This is a genomic window from Collinsella ihumii, from assembly GCF_030385545.1.
Classification (GTDB): domain Bacteria; phylum Actinomycetota; class Coriobacteriia; order Coriobacteriales; family Coriobacteriaceae; genus Collinsella; species Collinsella ihumii.
Window position 1 is genome coordinate 200866 of the sequence record NZ_JAUEIQ010000002.1, and the last position, 18572, is coordinate 219437.

The window sequence follows — 18572 nt, forward strand, 5'->3', positions numbered from 1 at the left end:
CTCATGACCAACGCGAAGCCATCTCTAGGACGCCGTCCATCAGGGTGTTCGCCCTCTCGATCTTCCTCAACGGCGTGTAAAGAACGCGGGAAAGGCCCTTTAAGACTGAGACTTGGGAATTGAATGTTCCCAACGGACCCCTCGCGCCGCTCGCAGCCTCGACTAACCCGACGATCGCGCGGTCCCAGTCAGCTTCATCCTTTTCTCTGGATTCGGAATCAAGCGTCTGGAGTTCTTTTAGCCTTGCCGCCACACCACACACAGTGGAATCGAGCTCACCGATAAGACTCGAGCACTCTTCCGCTTCAGCTAGATACTCGTCAGCAACGGGATCAAGGTCCGCAGCAAGTCTCGAGAAAAGGGCCGTCATGGCCTTAGGACCCCTCACCCCGGCAGAGCTCATTTCCTCAGCGTAGCCATTCACAATCCGGCCGATCTTGGTCATCTTGGCATTAACTTCCTCCACATGGGAGGTGAACTCATCAGACAGCTCGGTGACGCGATTTGTGCCCTCAACAAGAAACACCCTGTCTTCAGGCCCACCGGCAGCGCAGGAGACCTCCCTCTCGGTCACCGCCTCGTTACCCGTCCGCTCCGCACTCGAAGTGCTTCGCCTTTCCTCCGCTTCTGAGCTGCGCAGCCATATTTCCCTATCAGCCTTCGCAAGCCGTCCCGCAAGCCGGTTGACGGCGCGGCGATACGTCTCCGTGCATCGCTCCGCGAATCTGACCTCACGCCAGTCCTCGTACTGAAACCCGAATACTCGCTCGATCAGGTCGGTCTCCAAATCTTCCTCGGCATAGTCCAGCCCGACATAGTAGATGGGAAGTAGCAGTTCACTCGCATTCTCCCTCTCAACCTTACCGAGGAACTGCCTGAGCTCCTTCTCGCAGCAGTAGGAGCTCTTGAAGTACAGCGGGGAGAGCACCGGAATGAAGAACGAGGAGGAATCAATCCCTGCTTCGATGTTCCTGTCCCATTTGTCCCCCCACTGGATATCGTCGCGATCGAGGAACAGCTCGAGGTCGTTTCCGGTGAGCTGCCTGTACTCCGCAATGAGGTCGTCTCTGAGCATCCGCAATCTTCCGCACACATCATCATCGTACGCATAGGAGAAAAAACCCGAGATCTTCGTCAGACCCATGGACACATCCCTTCAATCACTTGAGACGGCTCACGATTTCCGCAAAAGTGCGAGAATCTTATCGAGCTCGAACCCATCGGCAACTCGACACCCAGTCCGCTCCATCGCCTGTGGCAGCTTGAATCTCCAGTCCAGTCTGACCCCCACGACGCGTTTCCCGACCTCGAGACTCTTTTCTATCTCATAGTTCTGCCAGTTCACGCAGCCGATGCTCCACCGATCCGGATGCGGCGCGTTGATATCACTTCCGATTATCGCAAGCGTAAGATCGGCCTCGTTGATCTTCCTCGAGAGCACCTGCTTGACCACGCCGACACTCGCACTCTGAATCTCCGCAGGCGTGCGATCGATGATAGAGAATTCAATCGAAGGGTTTTCGTTCCACGCCTTCAGCATGTAGTAGTAGTTCCGATCCCTATCGAAGTCGAACGAAACGAACACTTTCCTTTTGAACATGTCTACTTCCTTTCCCCGCACTTTACCTTGGAAGTCCTGTTTGCACTGATGAGGAAGGCCATATAGGATGCGAGCAGGAGTACCGTAACCCCGAAGAGCGCCGTGGAGACCGCGAGATACGGAAGCGAAAGCTTCATACGCACGCTCATCGACATGTGCACTATGCATGAGAGGAGGAACGCGCACGGAAAGACAGCTTTGTAGGCGAAATCGATCAGGTTCAACGCGAACGGATAGTTGTCTGCGTAGACATCACCCTCGCGGCAAAACGCATGAGATCCTATAGCCTTCTCCAAATCGTGTTCCAGCGACTTGAGATAGATGTAATTTCGCTCTATCCCGATCGCCAGCTGGATGTACCGCACAAGCAGATACAGCGTCGTCAGCCAAACGAGGACATCCGCCGCGCCCGCGTTCAAAGGAGATGGGCTCAGGCCAAGCTTCGTTTCCGCCAAGGACGCAGCGAGTTCTTGGAAGAACAGGGGGTTCGCCGTAAGGACGGCAGAAAGCCCTGCTACCACGAGCAGCGCCACGAAGTAACGGTTTCTCGACCTTATGGACGTCTCGTTCTTCGCAACGGTCTCCTTGTAATGCTCGTACAGTAAATCCGCTTCAACCATGTCAGCCCCGCATCGTCGAATCGAGCCGCCCCGTCCCTACCGCGAGCCCGCGCGGTCGATGTAGTACCCCCTATACCACCGCGCGAACGCCCTGAGCCCGTCCTCGAGCCTCGTCGCAGGGCGGTATCCGAAATCGCGCTCCAGAGCGCTCGTGTCTGCGTAGGTGACCGGCACGTCGCCGGGCTGCATGGGGACGAGCTCGCAGTGCGCCTCGAAGTCGTAGCCGGCCGGCAGCACGCCCTCCTCCACGAGCACGCGCTGCAGGGTGCCCACGAACTCGAGCAGCTGCACCGGCTCGGAGTTGCCGATGTTGTAGACGCGGTGCGCCGCCGCGGGCAGGCCGTCGGCGCCCGTCCCGACCTCGGGCGGGTTCGCGACGACCCTCGCGATGCCCTCCACGATGTCGTCGACGTAGGTGAAGTCACGCCTGCAGTCGCCCATGTTGTAGATCTTGATCGTCCCGCCCGCGCGCAGCGTGTCGGCGAACTTGAAGTACGCCATGTCCGGGCGCCCCATGGGGCCGTAGACCGTGAAGAAGCGCAGGCCCGTGGCCGGGATGGAGTAGAGCTTGGAGTAGGCGTGCGCCATGAGCTCGTTGGACTTCTTCGTCGCCGCGTAGAGGGAGACCGGCGAGTCCACACGGTCGGACTCCGAGAAGGGGACCTTCTCGTTGCCGCCGTAGACGGAGGAGGAGGACGCGTAGACGAGATGCCTAACCGGGTGGTGGCGGCAGGCCTCCAGGATGTTGAAGAACCCGACGAGGTTGGACTCCACGTATGCCCGAGGGTTCTCGATCGAGTACCGGACGCCCGCCTGGGCGGCGAGGTTCACCACGGCGTCGAACCCGTTCTCGGCGAACAGCCGCTCGATCAGCGCCGCGTCGCACAAATCTCCGTGGACGAAGGTGAAGCGCCCGTCTTCATCGGCCCGGCGCAGCATCCGGAGGCGGTCCTCCTTGATGCCGGGGTCGTAGTAGCTGTTCATGTTGTCGAGGCCGACGACCTCCCAGCCGTCGGCGAGCAGCCGGCGGCACAGGAACGCCCCGATGAATCCAGCAGCACCGGTGACAAGTACTCTCGTTCCACTCATCTCTATCCGACTTCCTTAGACTTTGCGATCTGAAATGCACCAATAATACGTTTTTTATTAATAAAGACTCCAATTATTAATATTAATATAATGCTATATCTTATAATTGGAATGTTTTTATATGTGATATTAATAATGATACTAGATACGATCAAAGTCACAGATAATCCCAGATTCAAACGATTGTCTAGAACTTTGGAGATACCCAGTTTAGTCGTAAACAGATACTGCATTAATGCGAGTAAACAACAACTGGCCAGAGTCGAATAAGCCGCAGCAATATATCCAAACAATGGCAGCAGAATTATATTTGCTATTATATTGAACACTGCAGCAGATATAGTTGCCAACATCACATAAATAGTCTTCTCTTTATACAGCAATAGATTTGAATACAAATTATACAATGAAGTAAAGAATATTCCTGATGATATTGGAGGGATTAGATACACCGCTTCCGTATAAGCACTCCCAGCCATTACATTAGTGATTTCGGGTGCCAATAGCATCAAAAACAAGCATAAGACGGCGTAAGCAATGATCAGAGGACTAGCAACCGCACGGATCTTATGCCACATTCCCAATTTTAGCTTTTCAAAAATATAAGGAATCAGTGCGGAGTTAATTGCCGACCAAAAAACTAGAGAAATCGAGCTCAAACTGTAAAGCACTCCATAGACACCAACAGCCGCTGATCCAATGAAGTACCCAATCAGAATCTTGTCAGAAGCGTCGAGAATGTACTTAGCAACCGAATGGACAATTAAAGGAAGTCCATTCTTAATAGCAAAAGACCAATATTGCGCGTTAAAAAGAGTTTTGCCGGATAGATAAATAATTACGACTATCACACTTGCCAAAACAGCAGTTATAAACGATGAAGAATAGAGCCTTATCTCCGGAAGATCACTAATCCTATACCCATTAGCAATGATTACAGAGACCACGGCAAGCAAAGTACCCACGACTGCATTGAAAACCGTTACAAAGAAAACAGCTATGTACTTGTATTCATAGCGTTCCTTCATTAGCCATAGATTAAGCGCGGGATTCAGTACAAGCATGAAGCACATGCATCTTACTAATGGGACACTTAGCCCCAATATCGAGGAAAAGAAATTACCAAAAGGAAAGGACAGCACGAATAACGGAACAGATGGAATAAAAGAAAGCGTTAGCGCAGAAGAGGTATATTGAGCTCGTTTATCGCCAAAACGCATCATAGCTATATTGAAAGAACCAGAAGTCAAACCAAGAGTGGTTATCATTCCAATAAAGTTAAACCAGGTGTTGTATGTCGTGATAGTCCCCATCTGTTCGGTGGACAGCAAGCGTGTGAATACCGGCATAGAGATAATCGACATGCCTTGAGAGCATACGCTGGCAAATAAGAAGACAAGAGATGCTCGTACTTCAATGCTGAGCTTCTTAATATTTAATTTTTTATTCATACTGATTATCATTAGAGGTATTTAGATTGTGTTTTATGAAGTTAATGAAATTATTTGGATCAAACCTGTCTGAATCTATACATAGATGTGAATCTATTGCGTTAGTTATAAATTTTACGTCAATCTTATCAATATTTCCAATGATTTGTATTTGATTTGAGGAGTACCACACTTTTTGATTTATCTGTTGATTATTAGTTAATAGCTTCTTATTGAGCGCTATCGCCTCATAAGTTCGCAAAGTAGGTGAGGAACGTAGGGGATCCGCCAATATCTCAAGTAAAGCTTTAGAACGCGATGCTCTCTGAAGCATTTCCTTATAGCAGAGATTTTGATTTAAATACTCTATACCGTTACGCTCTATTGTCCGATCATTTGAAATGATATCGAATCTGCATTTCACACCTTTATCAGATAAACTGTCATATAGTTGAATTAATATTGGCAAACGGCCTTTATCCAAACCACAGAAATATAAATCATAGTCTACAGTATGATCCTTTCTCACAAGTGTATCTAAACAAGAATAGATTCCTTCGAAGTGATACAGAGAGTACTTAATTGAGTCTATTTCGTCGAATGTGATTATCATGTCAAATAAGTTTTTTGCTTGTATAGCTGATATAATATATGCTTCACTATCATGATACGAACCTATGGTGTTAGTCAAATACAGAACAATTTTCAATGCTGGCATTCTTTTTTTAAGAGCTTTAATAATGCCCTGATTTCTAAAAAGAAATGAAGTTTCACTGAGCAAAAGTACCGGATTCGAATCGTCTATACCAAGTAAATGACAGTAAATCCAACAACCCAAGGATGGCAATATATTTATAAGAGAGCCTAGCATTAGGTCTCGGAGACGACGATGGACGTAGCTCCGGAGGCCATAGGAAGGCGAAGCAGGCTCCCAGATTAATTGCACCTCTTTGTTGTTAACTAGATTGGACATTTGTATTCTGTTGTAGTCAGAATAACAGTACACGTAGATTTTCATTATCATCGGTCCCAAAACTATCCATGGGAGAGAAATCGTAATCTTGGGTCATTTCTTGCATTATCGCCAAGAATACCAAAATCCTGTACATCGAGTCCACTCAAGATAATGGCAGCAGGTAATGCAAGCTGATCCCTCTCACTTCCATTTTCGATATACTGATTCCACCATATGTTGTAGAAAGTCAAAATATCAGGATGACTAATGTCCGATGCAATAATGCAAGCTTCAAGTAAACCTGAATGTGGTTGAATTTGCAGCGAATTGCATACGGACAACTGCTGCCGAATCCCATCGGCATCTCCCCTATTCAACTGTCTGCATGCTTTGCCTTCATCATACACACAATCGCGCAGACCGTGGGCAAACATAGCAATATGTGAATTCGAATATTTGGCAGATATGCAAAATTCCATTGGATCACAAAGCAACCATACATTGCCATCAATATATACCGAAAATGGTGTGCGGAAAAATTCGTGTGGATGCATTTTAATATATCGATTAATATCTCGAGCATTCATTGATGACAATCGCTTTGGAATTGGGACGGTATTCCATCCTAAGCATTTTAGTTCAATATTGTCAGTAAAAAGGACATACTCTGTATTCGGAGCCTGAAAGGGAATCGGTATTGTTGTATCATAATTTCCAGTAATACACGTATAGACTGTTATTTTTTCATTATGCGTTGTTTTCTGTAGTTCATGTTGTTTAGCAATCTCAGTATTGACATACTCTTTCCATGATTTTGACCTTACGTCAGTATTCAACCATGGATGAAAGAGTTTTACATAGATTTTGTTCAGTATTATATTTAGATTATGATTGTATAATGTTTTGGCTGCTTTTTTTAGTGTGTTGCACACTTTATAGCATCGCGATGATTCAATCTCCACGCATCGTTTCGAGAGCTGCAAAATCAATTCTTTATTGGTTTTATCCAGATACATTATTACCCTCAATTATGACTCGTCTTCTATGATAGTATTTAATAATTCCTAAACATAGCATATATTCAATTAGTGGGACGCCAATTAACGTACCGAAAGAATCTGTACGAATCATATCAAATATAATATATATATAGAAGCAATATATAACTATACTATCTAATCTTTCAGATTTGAGTGCGCGTTCATACAACAGGCTGAACAGTGCGCCTGAGATTATTGCGTAGATGGTCACACCTAACAAACCGAAATGACTGTAGTATCCATAGAATCCGGTGAATACGTTACTGCTATAACCATCGAATCGAATCCACGGTTGAATACTAGAGATATCCAACTTGTCTATAATATTAGGATATATTTTGGATATTAAGTCTATAAATGAAGAAAAAATAGTTATGCTGTAGGTATCATTATGTGAAAAAGCGGCATTTAGAGAAGAAACGCCGGATCCAAAAAAGAAAGTAATATACCCGATGGGGCTCAGTTTTAATGTTTCGCCTCTAAAATATGTAAATACAATGAATATTATTAATGTTACAATCACTGCACATACTATTTTCGCTGTAAACGACAAATCTATCTTTATTCTATTTTTTGTTAGATACAGTCCGGCAGCGCAGATAATGCACAGAATCAAGTGCACAATCGGAGATCTACCTCCACCACAAAGATAAAATGTAATAAATATAAGAATAAGAATAATGCAATACTTTTTGTAGTATCTTTTTCTAACTTTCTCCTTTAGAAAGATGAGCTCTACCAAAGCATACGCGGATACAATCTCCAATACCCTGAACAGAAGCCCAGCAACAAACGATATTGATCCTTCAACTGAATACTCACGACCTTGTGCCGACTGTATCACGTATTCTCTATAGCGAGAAAGCGTATCCAGGATACCACCAGAAAATCCGAGTTCATTTGCTATCGATTTTATATCTGCATAATATACCATGAATGTTATTACACATAGCAGTATAATCAGTTTATAATGTGGAACGATTATAGCCTGATCCTCAGTCAGCACCAATGCTCGAACGTTCTGGCCAAATACGCGAGGTTTTATACAGCCTACAATTATTGAAACAATCAGAAACGAAGCGATACCAGTTGCTAAGACAAGTATAGTTTTACTTTGATCGCCAATATTATCCCATATATATTTTCCGCATAATGAGCTACCTATTGCACATAAAAATGAAATTGTAAAAATGGATATGGGTGAGGCGAGTTCTTGTCTCACTACATAATACAAAAATATGAATAAGATTAATGTTTCTACAATTATTACCACTTATATCACTTTAACGATATTCCATTGTCCTGTACTTCTTCTCGGTGGCCTCCTTGGCCGGGCGCCACCAGGGCTCGTGGTCGCGGTACCAGGCGATGGTCCGCTCCAGGCCGGCGGCGAAGTCGGTGTGCGCCGGCTCCCAGCCGAGCTCGCGGCGGAGCTTGGTGGGGTCGATGGCGTAGCGGCGGTCGTGGCCGGGGCGGTCGCGGACCCAGTCGAAGTCGTCCTCGGGCCTCCTCATCGCGCGCAGGATGGCGCGCAGGACGTCGATGTTGCTCCGCTCGCCGTCCGCGCCGATCAGGTAGGTCTCGCCGATACGCCCCCTGGTGAGGATGGTCCAGACGGCGGAGCTGTGGTCCTCGGTGTGGATCCAGTCGCGGACGTTGCGGCCGTCGCCGTAGAGCCTGGGGCGCACCCCGTCCAGGATGTTCGTGATCTGCCTGGGGATGAACTTCTCCGGGTGCTGGTAGGGGCCGTAGTTGTTCGAGCAGTTGGAGATGGTGGCGCGCAGGCCGTAGGTGCGCACCCAGGCGCGCACGAGCATGTCGGATGCCGCCTTGGTGGAGCTGTACGGGGAGCTGGGATGATACGGCGTCTCCTCGGTGAAGCGGGCGGGGTCGTCGAGCGCGAGGTCGCCGTAGACCTCGTCGGTGGAGACGTGGTGGTAGCGGACGCCGTGCCTGCGGCAGGCCTCGATCAGGGTGAAGGTGCCCTCGACGTTGGTCCGCACGAAGGGCGCCGGGTCGGCGATGGAGTTGTCGTTGTGGGACTCCGCCGCGTAGTGCACCACGGCGTCGGCGCCGGAAACCAACCGGTCCACCAGCGCGGCGTCGCAGATGTCGCCCACGACGAGCTCCACGCGCTCGGGGTCGAGCCCCGCGATGTTCTCCGGGTTGCCTGCGTAGGTGAGCTTGTCCAGCACGGTGACGTGCACCCCCGGGCGCTCGCGCGCCACCCAGCGCACGAAGTTCGACCCGATGAAGCCGCACCCGCCGGTGACGACGATCCGCTTGGGCTCGAAGGCAGTCATTGCCCTACCATCCCCTCAATCCCTCGACATACATTCGCAGCTCCTCTTGCCACGGAGCCGTAATTAGGCCAATACCTTCGAGCTTGGAGAGGCTGAGTCCCGAATACTTGGGGCGGGTGGCAGCGGGGCCCGAAGACTCCACATAATAACTTTCAGTGGTAACGGGACGTACGGCCAATTCATTTCCGTTTCGTAAGTCGAACACGAAGCGGGCGACTTCCGCCCAGCTCGCCCTATCGCCCGTACTTGTTAGCCCGTACACCCCGTACGGTACAAGATTGTCTAGCAGATAAAATATGCCAACCGCCATGTCATCGGTAAAGGTGAGGCGACCAACCTGGTCGTCCACGACGTCCACGTGGTCGAGCGGGTCCTCCGGGTCCGCCACACGGTCGGAGAGCCGCATCATCGTCCTCACGAAGTTGTTCCCGTCACCGATGACCCACGAGCTCCTGATGATGTAGTGCCTGGGACACGTCGACACGGCTATGTCGCCGGCGGCCTTGGTCTGCCCGTAGACGTTGATGGGGCTGAAGGGCTCCTCCTCGTCGTGTACCTCCCTCGTGCCGTCGAAGACGTAGTCCGACGATACGTGCACGAGCGTGATGTCATACTCCGTGCAGGCTTTCGCCAGGAACGCGGGGCCGACGGCGTTCGCCTTCCATGCAGCGACGCGGCCCTCCTGCGTCTCCGCCCTGTCAACTGCGGTGTAGGCGCCGCAGTTGATGACGGTACCGTAGAGGGGCCAGTCGATCTTCCCGTACTCGTCCTGGTCGGAGAAATCGAACTCGTCGATGTCCGTGAAGTCGAAGGACGAGGAGATTCCCCGCTCCTCGGCGAGCTTGCGCACCGCGCGCCCCAGCTGGCCGTCGCAGCCGGTGACGAGCGTGCGCCTCGGCGGCATGGGGGCCACGTCCCCGAGCATCGGGTGGTTCCTGTCCGACTCGGATATCTCGCAGCCCTCGAGCGGGATGGGCCATTCTATCGCGAGCTCGGGGTCGGCGAGGTTCACGAAGGTGTAGCTCTTCTTTTGCTCGGCGGACCAGTGGGCGTCCACGAGGTAGCAGTAGGCGGTGCCATCCTCGAGGGCCTGGTAGGAGTTCCCCACGCCTCGAGGGACGTAGATGGCCCTAGAGGGGTCGAGCACGCAAGTGAACACCCGTCCGTAGGTCGCGCTCCCCTGGCGCAGGTCGACCCACGCGCCGAACACGGAGCCGGTGGCGACGGAGATGAACTTGTCCCAGGGCTCGGCGTGGATACCGCGGGTGGCCCCGGCCCTCAGGTTGTAGCTGATGTTGTTCTGGACCCAACGCCTGTCGGGTATCCCCGCCGCGACCATCTTCTCGCGCTGCCAGTTCTCCTTGAACCAGCCGCGGGGGTCGCCGTGGACGGCCAGGTCCACGACAAGCAGGCCCGGTATGGGGGTCTCCGAGACCCCCAGGTCCTTCTCGTACTCAAGGGGCATAAGATGCTCCTTCCTGTATCCAGCTGTCAAGATTCCGGATGCCCGCATTTCGCCACCGCCCGTTCGGTCAGCAGTGAAATGCGAGCTGCAGACTATAGTTCGCTCCGGGGCTGGCGCACAAAGGCGCCCTCCGCCACGCGGCGCAGGTGCGCACCGTAAACGCTCTTGCCGTAGCGCTCCGCGGCGGAGAGGAGCTCGTCCCTGCCGATCCACCCGTTCTCGTAGGCGACCTCCTCGAGCACGGAGACGGGCTGCCCCTGGGCGCGCTCCACTGCGCGGACGAACTCCCCGGCCTCGTAGAGGGATTCCATGGTCCCGGTGTCGAGCCATGCGTAGCCGCGCCCGAGTGTGACGACGTCGAGCGCGCCGTCCTCCAGGTACATGCGGTTCAGGTCGGTGATCTCCAGCTCGCCGCGCGCGGAGGGGACGACGCGCTCCGCATAGTCGCAGACGCGCCCGTCGTAGAAGTACAGGCCCGTGACGGCATAGGAACTCTTGGGATGAGCCGGCTTCTCCTCGATGGAGAGGGCACGGCCCTCGCGATCGAACTCGATCACCCCGAAGCGCTCGGGGTCGTCCACGTGGTAGCCGAAGACGGTCGCGCGGCCGGACTCGGCGTTCGCCACCGCGCGCCTCAGGTGCCGAGACAGGCCGTTGCCGAAGAAGACGTTGTCCCCCAGCACGAGCGCGCAGGGGTCGCCGGCGATCCACTCGCGGCCGATGATGAACGCCTGCGCGAGACCGTCCGGCGAGGGCTGCTCGGCGTAGGAGAGCGAGATCCCGAACCTCGAGCCGTCCCCGAGCAGCCGCTCGAAGTTGGGGAGGTCCGCAGGCGTCGATATGACGAGGATCTCCCGTATTCCCGCCATCATGAGGGCGGACAGCGGGTAGTAGACCATCGGCTTGTCGTAGACCGGCAGCAGCTGCTTGCTGGTGACGGATGTCAACGGGTAGAGCCGGGTGCCCGAGCCCCCGGCGAGGACCATGCCCTTCAAAACTTTGCACCTCTCCTGCTACACAAAAGCATACAGGCCCGCATTTCTGAGCAGCCCATTCATGCGGACCCCGTTTTTTCTGAGAAACTCTATCCGCGCAATTTTCGATAATTGCTCAATCGATGCGAATCCTTCTAGAAGCAGAGTCTGGGAACGACTCAGAATGTTGCGATATTCTTCGACGAAACGCGCGGCCTGCACTTCCTTTTTCCTGAGCGAGCTTTTCGCAATTCGCGCCTTAGATATGATCGATCCCAAGCCCATCTTCTTAGCACCGACTTCGTTATCACCATGCTGTCGATACTCGAAAAGAGCCTCATCGACATATTGCATTTTTCCGAAAGCGGAAACTACCAGCCCAAGCCACTGGTCATGCATGTCGATTCCCTCTAAATTGGAAGGCCGCGACGCAAGCTCCAGAGCCCGCTCGTTCACCATAACTTCCGCACCGGAAATCGGGTTCTGCACCAGAAGCTCCGACAGAGATGTTGCCGCGGGATCGACATCGGTGAACGAAACGAACGAGCTGTCAATAAGGCCAAGGTCCGCTCCTACCACACGAGCATCACAGAATGCCAGACAAGGGCAATCCCCCGATTCGGAACCGATTGCCTCTAAAGCCGCGAGGGTCTTTTCAATCTTCTCAGGAAGCCACCTATCATCCTGATCGCAAAAGCAATAGGCCTTGAAACCGCGCGGAACAACCCGCATGAGATGGAAGAAATTCTCCTTTGCTCCCCCCATGCGATGGCCCTGGGAGACAATAGTCACCTTATCCGGATTCTGGGACCGGAAGCCCTCGACCACCCGGAGCGTGCCATCAGAGGAACCGTCATCTGACACGAAAAGATGCCAATCCCGGTGAGTCTGCCTCCCGATGGATTCAAGCTGCTCGGCGATGTACCTCTCTCCGTTGTGGGTCGCCAAGAGAATCGCCACCGTCTCAGGCATGACGCTTGCCGCCGCTCTTGAACAGGAAGCCTCTGATTCGTCCGAATGCTTTGAGCGAGCGCTTCAGGTCCTCCGGGTCCGTCAGGCCGACGCGTAGTCTGTGAAGGATGTAGCGGGGGCGCCAGTAGTACTTCCTGCGAGCCTCGTCACAGAACTCGACCATCTCCTCTGAGGAAAGGTTCGGGAGCTCGACAAGCGAGTTGATGGTACCGTCCTCCTTGACGTAGTCCGAGTAGTCGCCCTTGATGTACCCCGCCTCCTTGTACCAACGCCAGTGCTCGGTGCCGGGGAACGGCAGGAGAGGGTAGAACTGCGCGGTGTCGGTGTTGAGCTCAAGAGCGAAGTCGAGGGTCCTCTGCATGGTCTCCTTCGTCTCGCCCTTATTGCCAACCATGTAGCAGGCGTGGATCGCGAGGCCGGCCTTCTTCGCCGCCGCTACATACCTCCTGACCTGCTCGACGGTCGTGCCCTTGCGGATGTTGTCCAGAATCTCCTGGCTGCCGCTCTCGATACCGGGGATGATGAGCTTGCAGCCCGCCTCCTTCATCCTCTTCATGGTCTCGTAGTCGAGGTTCACGCGCGCGTTGCAGAGCCAACGGAAGCGTTTGTTGAGTCCGCGCGCGATCATCTCGTCGCAGAACTCCATGGTCCTTTTCTTGTTGATGGTGAACGTGTCGTCCTCGATGACTATCTCCTTAACGTCGGAGAAGTTGTCGCGAATGTACTCGACCTCCCCGATGACGTCGGCGATGGACCTCACACGGTAGCGGTGGCCGTGCATGGTCTGCGGGTAGACGCAGAACGCGCATCGAGCGGGGCACCCGCGCCCCGTGAAGATCTGGATCTCCGGGTACGCAGATGCCGCGAAAAAGTAGTCGCGGTGGTTGAGATGCTCCTTTACGAAGGGCGCCGCCCAAGGGATCCGGTCGAGATCTGTGATATATGGGTAGTCCGGGTTGGATGCAGCACCGCCCTCCCCGTCGCGGTACGTCAGGCCGTCGACCGACAGGGGGTCGGCGCCGTCCCTGAGCGCACGGGCGACGTCGCGCACGGTGTAGTCGAACTCGTGCCGGGCGACCGCGTCGACGGCTCTGCAGTTCAGAATCGTCTCCTCGGGCAACGCGGAGGGGTGCGTGCCCACCAGCATGACGAAGGCGCTAGGGTAGAGCTCCTTGAGCCTGTCCCCGAACGCGATATCGGAGTATATAGACGGGGTCGAGGTGTCGAGGACGAATAGCCTCGCCTCTCCGCCGCCGTGCCCCGCAATCCATTCGAGAGACTCCCCCTCGCCCATCGGCTTGGCGGGCGCGTCGAGGAACGACACGTCGAAGCCGTCCGCCTCGCAGACCGCCGCCGCGTAGATGAGCCACAGCGGGTAGTAGAGGGTGCCCGAGCGCGTGATCGCGGCGCTCCTGTTCTCGCGGGCGAACTTGCCGTGCTCTGCCTTGAAAGGCGGGTTCACGAATACGACCTTCAAGATGAAAACCTTCCTATCTCGGTGGAATCCCTGGATTGAAGAGGTAGCGGTGCTTGAGGAAGTACCGGGCGAGCCCCTTCACGTGCTCGAGGTTCATCCTGCTCACGAGCCTCCTCTTGGAGATCCTCTGGTAGAGGTGAACGACGGGCTCCCCGTGGACGCGGACGCACCTGAGGCCGGACCTCCAGACGCGGATGCAGAAGTCCGCGTCCTCGGGAGCGTAAAAGATGTGCTCATCGAGCAGGCCGACGCGCCGCAGCGTGGAGACGGGCATCACCCAGCAGGCCGAGATGAGGTAGCCGACGTCCTGCACCCCGTCGACGACGGGAGCCGCCGGGCGCTCCATCCCCTCCCCGGCAGCCTGGACGCGCCCGATGGGGCACGCCTTCCTGAGTTTGATCCCGAGCGTGGGCAGAGCCCGCCCGGACATCTGCTCCGAGCCTTCAGGCGAGACGAGCGTGGGCCCGGCAACGCCGATCGACGGATCCGCCCCGAGCGCGGCAACCGCCCCCTCGACCGCCGCCCGGGAGACGACCGTGTCGGAGTCGAGCACGCAGACGTAGCCCGACCCGTCCTCCAGCGCGAGCCTCAGGGCGATGTTCCTGGAGACCGTGGTGCCCAGGTTCTCGGGCTGGGGCAGCACGCGCAGCCTGCGGTCCCGGGCCGCGATGCCGGAGAGGACTCCGAGGGTCCCGTCGGAGGAGCCGTTGTCCACGACGTAGAGCGTCTGGAGCAGACCCCCGAGCGAAAGCACCGACTCGACGCACTCGCGGACATAGGAGGCAGAGTTCCAGGTAAGCACGACGAACGAGACAGATTGCAAAGATGAAGACGTCACTGCCCCCTCCCCATGGCCTTGAAGGTCCTCACGAAGATGCGGAAGTCGAGCGCGAGCGACGCGTGCCTCACGTAGAAGAGCTCGAGCATCTGGCGGTCGCCGTTCTCCCAGGTGGCTGCGTTGCGCTCGGTCACCTGCCACCACCCGGTGATGCCGGGCTTCACGGACAGGAACTCGTCGCGGCCGTTCCCGAACTCGTAGGTCTCCTCGAGCGTCACCGGCCTGGGGCCGATGACGGAGAGGTCCCCCGCCAGCACGTTCAGGAACTGGGGCAGCTCGTCGAGGGAGGTGTTGCGCAGGAAGCGGCCCACGCGGGTGATCCGGGGGTCGTCGTCCAGCTTCTGCTCGCGGGACCAGCGCTCGAGCTGCTCCGCGGTCATGTACCTCTCCGGATGCTCGTGGGCGTCGGCCACCATCGTCCTCAGCTTGAAGATGCGGATGGTCCTGCCGTTCAGGCCGACCCTCTCCTGGCGGAAGAAGGGCATGCCCGGGGAGTCCGCGCAAATGGCAGCGCACGCGATCGCCGTGGGCACCGCCAGCACGGCCACGACGCCCGCGGAGAACACGACGTCGAAGGCGCGCTTCACGATTCGGTAGCCGAGGCCGCCAGGCTTGGGCGCCAGCACGGTGTCGTCCCGTGGTGGGGCGACAAAGCCTGTACGGCGCCCCGAAGTCTTAACCCCTATTCCCTTGTCAACCTGAGAATCCATCAGCCCGACCCGCTGCTACACCTTGCTCACGATCTCCAGCCCCACCTTGATCACCTTGGTGCGGCCAAACATGTGCATCTCCACGAACGCCAGCCTCTTGTGGCGGTCGATCTTCTTGATGCGCGCCTCTTGGCCCTTGAGCGGGCCCTTCCAGATCTTGACCTGGTCGCCTTCGATCACGCCGCTCGACAGCTCGACCGTATGCGACTCCACGTTGGTGAGGGCCTGCAGCCATGCGACCTCTTCGGGCAGCAGCGCGACGTACACCTCGTCATGCCCGCCGATGACCTTGGCGAAAAAGGGCAGCTCGCGCAAGCTCTGCGCGAGGCCGGCGATGTCGTCCGTGGTCACGAACACGTAACCCGGGAACAGCCGCTGCGCCTCGCGGCGCCACTCGCCGCCTCGGCGGCGCATGACCTCGCACAGGGGCACGAAGCACTCCCCCACGCGGTCACTCAGCAGCTTGACCAGCAGGTCGCGCGCCGCGCACTCGCGGCCGCCCGGCACCTGCAGCACGTACATCTCCACGGCAGTCCGACCCTTACTGCTGGAAGAAGAGGGGCATCTGCCTCGCTATGGCTTTGGCTATGTCTGAAAATCGGCGGAGCTACGCCGAACCGCCGTGCTGCGGGCTTACCCGCGCACAGGTGGAATGAACGCACGCAGCCAGACACGCCCTGGGCGCGCCTCGCCTGCACATATACGCTTCCACTTGACCCCTTGCATGGCAAAAGGCCCCGTTCGGCATATTCATCCTCCGATGGCATAACCAACGCGCACTCAGCGACGATTGCCCGTCCAACGGATATGTTCATCTGCCGCCTTGCGCACACGGCGCCCAGCAGCAGACCTTCCAAAACGACACGATGAAACTTGCAGTTTAGGAAGCGCCCTTACTATATCACCTTGCCTGCGGACGCTCGTTGCGCAACATGGATTTCATCCCTGCACACACGGTGCGCTCTGCGCTTTTGCACCAGATGACCATAGGTTTCGCCAACGCGATAACAATGGTTAAACACCCCGACATCACGCACGAACCACATGAATGTAAGGGTTCGGTATGGGATAGCCGGACTCAATGGCGCCTGTGCGACTTCCGCATCCAGCGGCAGCCCAAGGTTGGCTCCCCCAATCGAGTGGGCACACTTCCCCGCACCTCTTCCCAAACTCTCGTCTTGAGCTCATCAATGTAATGACATAATTACACTCAGAACCCAACCAGCTTGAGAAAGGCTCACGATGGAGCAAAAGACCTTTAATACGTTCTGCCCGTACTGCGACGAGGAAGTCGAAGCCGTTCTTGACATCAGGACCGAGCGGCACCGCGTGCGCGGCGAGGAGATCATCCTCGACAACGTTCCGGTAGCCGTATGCCCCCTCTGCGGGCAGGACATCGGAAACACGAGAATCGACGGCCCCACAATCGACCGCGCCTACGATGCCTACCGCACGCGCCACAACATGCTCTTCACCAAAGACATCAAGGCGATTCGCGCGCGGTACGGTATGTCGCTACGCGAGTTCAGCCGGTATCTGGGCTTCGGCGAGCAGACCTATGCCAGCTACGAGAACGGCAGCCTGCCCGACGAGCTGCACGACCGCATGATCCGCATCGCCTCCACGCCCGAAGGCGCACGGCTGATCATCCCTTTGGCGGAAGGGGCAATCAGCGAGAAGTCCCTGCGCCTCGCCCGCGCCTTCGCGTATCCGGAGGGAAACAGCGCCAAACCGCAGGAAGACAGAATGTAGCAAGCATATCCGATGACACATATTATAGTATGTGTCATCAGGGCAATTGCGACCAGCGGGCAATTCGGGCAGACCGAGCAGCGCGGCTTCAACTTCTCGCAGGTGCTGCAGGAGGCCCTAAAGGAGAAGCTCCAGGCGTAGATGCGCATGCGGCGGCAACGTTCCCGCCGCCAGCGCCTCCCCTACACCGTGAGGAACATCATCGCGATGATGAGGACGAAGCCCACGATGTCGGTGGGGGCGAACGCGATGCCCAGCAGGATCGCGCTCGTCACGGTGGCCGAGACGGGCTCCACGGTGCCGATGAGGCCGGCGCGCATGCTGCCCACGTTCTTCACGCCCTGCATGTAGAGCAGGTACGCCAAAAACGAGCCGATGAGAACGAACACGGCGAGCATCTCGAGGCCGCCGGCGTCGAGCGCGGGCGGGTTGCTCCACGGCTGCACGAAAATGCTGGTCAGGATACCCGACAGGAACATGGCCGACCCCGTCACGATCGTCGAGCCGTACACCGGCAGGATCTTGACCGGCAAGATGGTGATGAGCGCCGCGCCCAGCGCGGTGAGCAAGCCCATGGCAAGGCCCAGCGGCGGAATGGACAGGCGCGTGAGGTCGCCACCCGTGGAAATCAGCACGGTGCCCGCGAACGCCAGCATGAGGCCCACAATCTCGCGCTTGCGGGGACGGCGACGGCCCTTGACGCAGGTGTAGCCCATGATGACCACGAGCTGCAGGCACTGCAGTACCGTCGCGGTGCCGGCGTTGGTGAGGCGCACCGCGCTGAGGTAGAAGAACTGGTTGGCGAGCAGGCCGAAGATCGTGAAGATGATCTGCTGGCGACGATGCTCGGGCGTAGTCCACAGCTGGACGAAGCGCTTGCGGTCGAACAGCAGGATGATGATCATGAACAGAGCGCCCGCAAGCAGCTGGCGAACACTCATGAGCCACATGGTGTCGACGTGGTACACGTCGAACAGGGCGCTCGCCGCCGTGCCGGAAAAGCCCCAAAACGAGCCGCCCAGAAAGGCCGCGAGGGCACCGACCAGCAGCTTGCGCGACGCCTCGTTGTTCAAGCGCTCGCGCCACGCGCGACGAGCGGCACGCGAGCCGGCATCGACGCCCGAAGGCACCGCTTCCTGCTTGGTCACACCCGTCTTGACGCCCATAGATCCCCCTCGACACGTTGTGTTCAGCATGATTCCAGCCCGACTACCATAACGTAAGATTCCGCAGGTTGATAGGGTGCTTTATGACAATTCCGGCCACGCGTAAAACTCACTTCAGCCCGCTGTAGCGCGCCCTCGGCAAACGGCGCAGGCCACCGAACCCACCGAACACCCCTCGATA

The 18572-nt window shown here is 55.8% G+C and carries 19 protein-coding genes; 2 read left to right on the forward strand and 17 right to left on the reverse strand.

Translation table 11 applies throughout. The features are described 5' to 3' along the window. Nucleotide 1 precedes the first annotated feature (1 nt). The 16 genes from QVN30_RS03080 to loaP form a co-directional block, all read right to left on the reverse strand. Entirely contained in the window at nucleotides 2-1144 is a 1143-nt protein-coding gene (locus QVN30_RS03080; RefSeq protein ID WP_289835426.1) for a toll/interleukin-1 receptor domain-containing protein, read from the reverse strand. Nucleotides 1145-1174: 30 nt separating this feature from the next. After that, a complete protein-coding gene (locus QVN30_RS03085; protein ID WP_289835427.1) occupies nucleotides 1175-1600 on the reverse strand; it encodes a TIR domain-containing protein in 426 nt (141 codons plus the stop codon). Nucleotides 1601-1602: 2 nt separating this feature from the next. Continuing rightward, complete coding sequence (locus QVN30_RS03090) at nucleotides 1603-2220, reverse strand: hypothetical protein (protein ID WP_289835428.1); 618 nt, start codon at nucleotides 2218-2220, stop codon at nucleotides 1603-1605. Nucleotides 2221-2256: 36 nt separating this feature from the next. After that, nucleotides 2257-3309, reverse strand: coding sequence for an NAD-dependent epimerase/dehydratase family protein (locus QVN30_RS03095; protein WP_289835429.1), 1053 nt, complete (start codon nucleotides 3307-3309; stop codon nucleotides 2257-2259). 2 nt (nucleotides 3310-3311) lie between these two features. Then, the gene (locus QVN30_RS03100; protein WP_289835430.1) at nucleotides 3312-4760 is read right to left on the reverse strand and encodes a lipopolysaccharide biosynthesis protein; all 1449 of its coding nucleotides are present in this window, start codon (nucleotides 4758-4760) and stop codon (nucleotides 3312-3314) included. Beyond that, complete coding sequence (locus QVN30_RS11495; RefSeq protein WP_492207452.1) at nucleotides 4753-5763, reverse strand: WaaS/CpsH family glycosyltransferase; 1011 nt, start codon at nucleotides 5761-5763, stop codon at nucleotides 4753-4755. Before QVN30_RS11495 ends, QVN30_RS03100 begins: the two co-directional genes overlap by 8 nt. A gap of 11 nt (nucleotides 5764-5774) precedes the next feature. Next, on the reverse strand, nucleotides 5775-6710 hold the full coding sequence (locus QVN30_RS03110) for a glycosyltransferase domain-containing protein (RefSeq protein WP_289835434.1): 936 nt from the start codon (nucleotides 6708-6710) through the stop codon (nucleotides 5775-5777). After that, nucleotides 6697-7956 (reverse strand): O-antigen polymerase, encoded by a 1260-nt coding sequence (locus tag QVN30_RS03115; RefSeq protein WP_289835436.1) that lies wholly within the window; start codon nucleotides 7954-7956, stop codon nucleotides 6697-6699. The genes QVN30_RS03110 and QVN30_RS03115 overlap by 14 nt, the downstream gene beginning before the upstream one ends. A gap of 61 nt (nucleotides 7957-8017) precedes the next feature. Then, on the reverse strand, nucleotides 8018-9037 hold the full coding sequence (rfbB, locus tag QVN30_RS03120) for a dTDP-glucose 4,6-dehydratase (protein ID WP_289835438.1): 1020 nt from the start codon (nucleotides 9035-9037) through the stop codon (nucleotides 8018-8020). Between the two features lie 4 nt (nucleotides 9038-9041). Beyond that, nucleotides 9042-10502 (reverse strand): bifunctional dTDP-4-dehydrorhamnose 3,5-epimerase family protein/NAD(P)-dependent oxidoreductase, encoded by a 1461-nt coding sequence (locus QVN30_RS03125; RefSeq protein WP_289835439.1) that lies wholly within the window; start codon nucleotides 10500-10502, stop codon nucleotides 9042-9044. A 92-nt stretch (nucleotides 10503-10594) separates the two neighbouring features. Beyond that, complete coding sequence (gene rfbA / locus QVN30_RS03130) at nucleotides 10595-11497, reverse strand: glucose-1-phosphate thymidylyltransferase RfbA (protein WP_289835441.1); 903 nt, start codon at nucleotides 11495-11497, stop codon at nucleotides 10595-10597. 18 nt (nucleotides 11498-11515) lie between these two features. Next, nucleotides 11516-12448: a glycosyltransferase family 2 protein gene (locus QVN30_RS03135; RefSeq protein ID WP_289835443.1), complete on the reverse strand. Its 933-nt coding sequence runs from the start codon at nucleotides 12446-12448 to the stop codon at nucleotides 11516-11518. Beyond that, complete coding sequence (locus QVN30_RS03140) at nucleotides 12441-13925, reverse strand: B12-binding domain-containing radical SAM protein (protein WP_289835445.1); 1485 nt, start codon at nucleotides 13923-13925, stop codon at nucleotides 12441-12443. The genes QVN30_RS03135 and QVN30_RS03140 overlap by 8 nt, the downstream gene beginning before the upstream one ends. Before the next feature lie 13 nt (nucleotides 13926-13938). Beyond that, nucleotides 13939-14727, reverse strand: a complete 789-nt coding sequence (locus QVN30_RS03145; RefSeq protein WP_289835446.1) for a glycosyltransferase family 2 protein — start codon at nucleotides 14725-14727, stop codon at nucleotides 13939-13941. Nucleotides 14728-14759: 32 nt separating this feature from the next. Then, entirely contained in the window at nucleotides 14760-15473 is a 714-nt protein-coding gene (locus QVN30_RS03150; protein ID WP_289835447.1) for a sugar transferase, read from the reverse strand. A 15-nt stretch (nucleotides 15474-15488) separates the two neighbouring features. Beyond that, nucleotides 15489-15995, reverse strand: a complete 507-nt coding sequence (gene loaP, locus QVN30_RS03155; RefSeq protein ID WP_289835527.1) for an antiterminator LoaP — start codon at nucleotides 15993-15995, stop codon at nucleotides 15489-15491. A 720-nt stretch (nucleotides 15996-16715) separates the two neighbouring features. Between loaP and QVN30_RS03160 the strand changes: the two genes are divergently transcribed. Further along, nucleotides 16716-17225: a type II TA system antitoxin MqsA family protein gene (locus tag QVN30_RS03160; protein WP_289835449.1), complete on the forward strand. Its 510-nt coding sequence runs from the start codon at nucleotides 16716-16718 to the stop codon at nucleotides 17223-17225. 12 nt (nucleotides 17226-17237) lie between these two features. Continuing rightward, nucleotides 17238-17366, forward strand: coding sequence for a hypothetical protein (locus QVN30_RS03165; protein ID WP_289835451.1), 129 nt, complete (start codon nucleotides 17238-17240; stop codon nucleotides 17364-17366). 41 nt (nucleotides 17367-17407) lie between these two features. Here QVN30_RS03165 and QVN30_RS03170 read toward each other — a convergent pair whose 3' ends face one another. Then, nucleotides 17408-18391 (reverse strand): DMT family transporter, encoded by a 984-nt coding sequence (locus QVN30_RS03170; RefSeq protein WP_289835452.1) that lies wholly within the window; start codon nucleotides 18389-18391, stop codon nucleotides 17408-17410. Nucleotides 18392-18572 lie beyond the last annotated feature (181 nt).

Bases quoted from the DNA above. Each gene is read 5' to 3' on its own strand.
- QVN30_RS03080 (WP_289835426.1), bottom strand. From the start codon at position 1,144: ATGGGTCTGACGAAGATCTCGGGTTTTTTCTCCTATGCGTACGATGAT.
- QVN30_RS03085 (WP_289835427.1), bottom strand. From the start codon at position 1,600: ATGTTCAAAAGGAAAGTGTTCGTTTCGTTCGACTTCGATAGGGATCGG.
- QVN30_RS03090 (WP_289835428.1), bottom strand. From the start codon at position 2,220: ATGGTTGAAGCGGATTTACTGTACGAGCATTACAAGGAGACCGTTGCG.
- QVN30_RS03095 (WP_289835429.1), bottom strand. From the start codon at position 3,309: ATGAGTGGAACGAGAGTACTTGTCACCGGTGCTGCTGGATTCATCGGG.
- QVN30_RS03100 (WP_289835430.1), bottom strand. From the start codon at position 4,760: ATGAATAAAAAATTAAATATTAAGAAGCTCAGCATTGAAGTACGAGCA.
- QVN30_RS11495 (WP_492207452.1), bottom strand. From the start codon at position 5,763: ATGATAATGAAAATCTACGTGTACTGTTATTCTGACTACAACAGAATA.
- QVN30_RS03110 (WP_289835434.1), bottom strand. From the start codon at position 6,710: ATGTATCTGGATAAAACCAATAAAGAATTGATTTTGCAGCTCTCGAAA.
- rfbB (WP_289835438.1), bottom strand. From the start codon at position 9,037: ATGACTGCCTTCGAGCCCAAGCGGATCGTCGTCACCGGCGGGTGCGGC.
- QVN30_RS03125 (WP_289835439.1), bottom strand. From the start codon at position 10,502: ATGCCCCTTGAGTACGAGAAGGACCTGGGGGTCTCGGAGACCCCCATA.
- QVN30_RS03135 (WP_289835443.1), bottom strand. From the start codon at position 12,448: ATGCCTGAGACGGTGGCGATTCTCTTGGCGACCCACAACGGAGAGAGG.
- QVN30_RS03150 (WP_289835447.1), bottom strand. From the start codon at position 15,473: ATGGATTCTCAGGTTGACAAGGGAATAGGGGTTAAGACTTCGGGGCGC.
- loaP (WP_289835527.1), bottom strand. From the start codon at position 15,995: ATGTACGTGCTGCAGGTGCCGGGCGGCCGCGAGTGCGCGGCGCGCGAC.
- QVN30_RS03160 (WP_289835449.1), top strand. From the start codon at position 16,716: ATGGAGCAAAAGACCTTTAATACGTTCTGCCCGTACTGCGACGAGGAA.
- QVN30_RS03165 (WP_289835451.1), top strand. From the start codon at position 17,238: ATGACACATATTATAGTATGTGTCATCAGGGCAATTGCGACCAGCGGG.
- QVN30_RS03170 (WP_289835452.1), bottom strand. From the start codon at position 18,391: ATGGGCGTCAAGACGGGTGTGACCAAGCAGGAAGCGGTGCCTTCGGGC.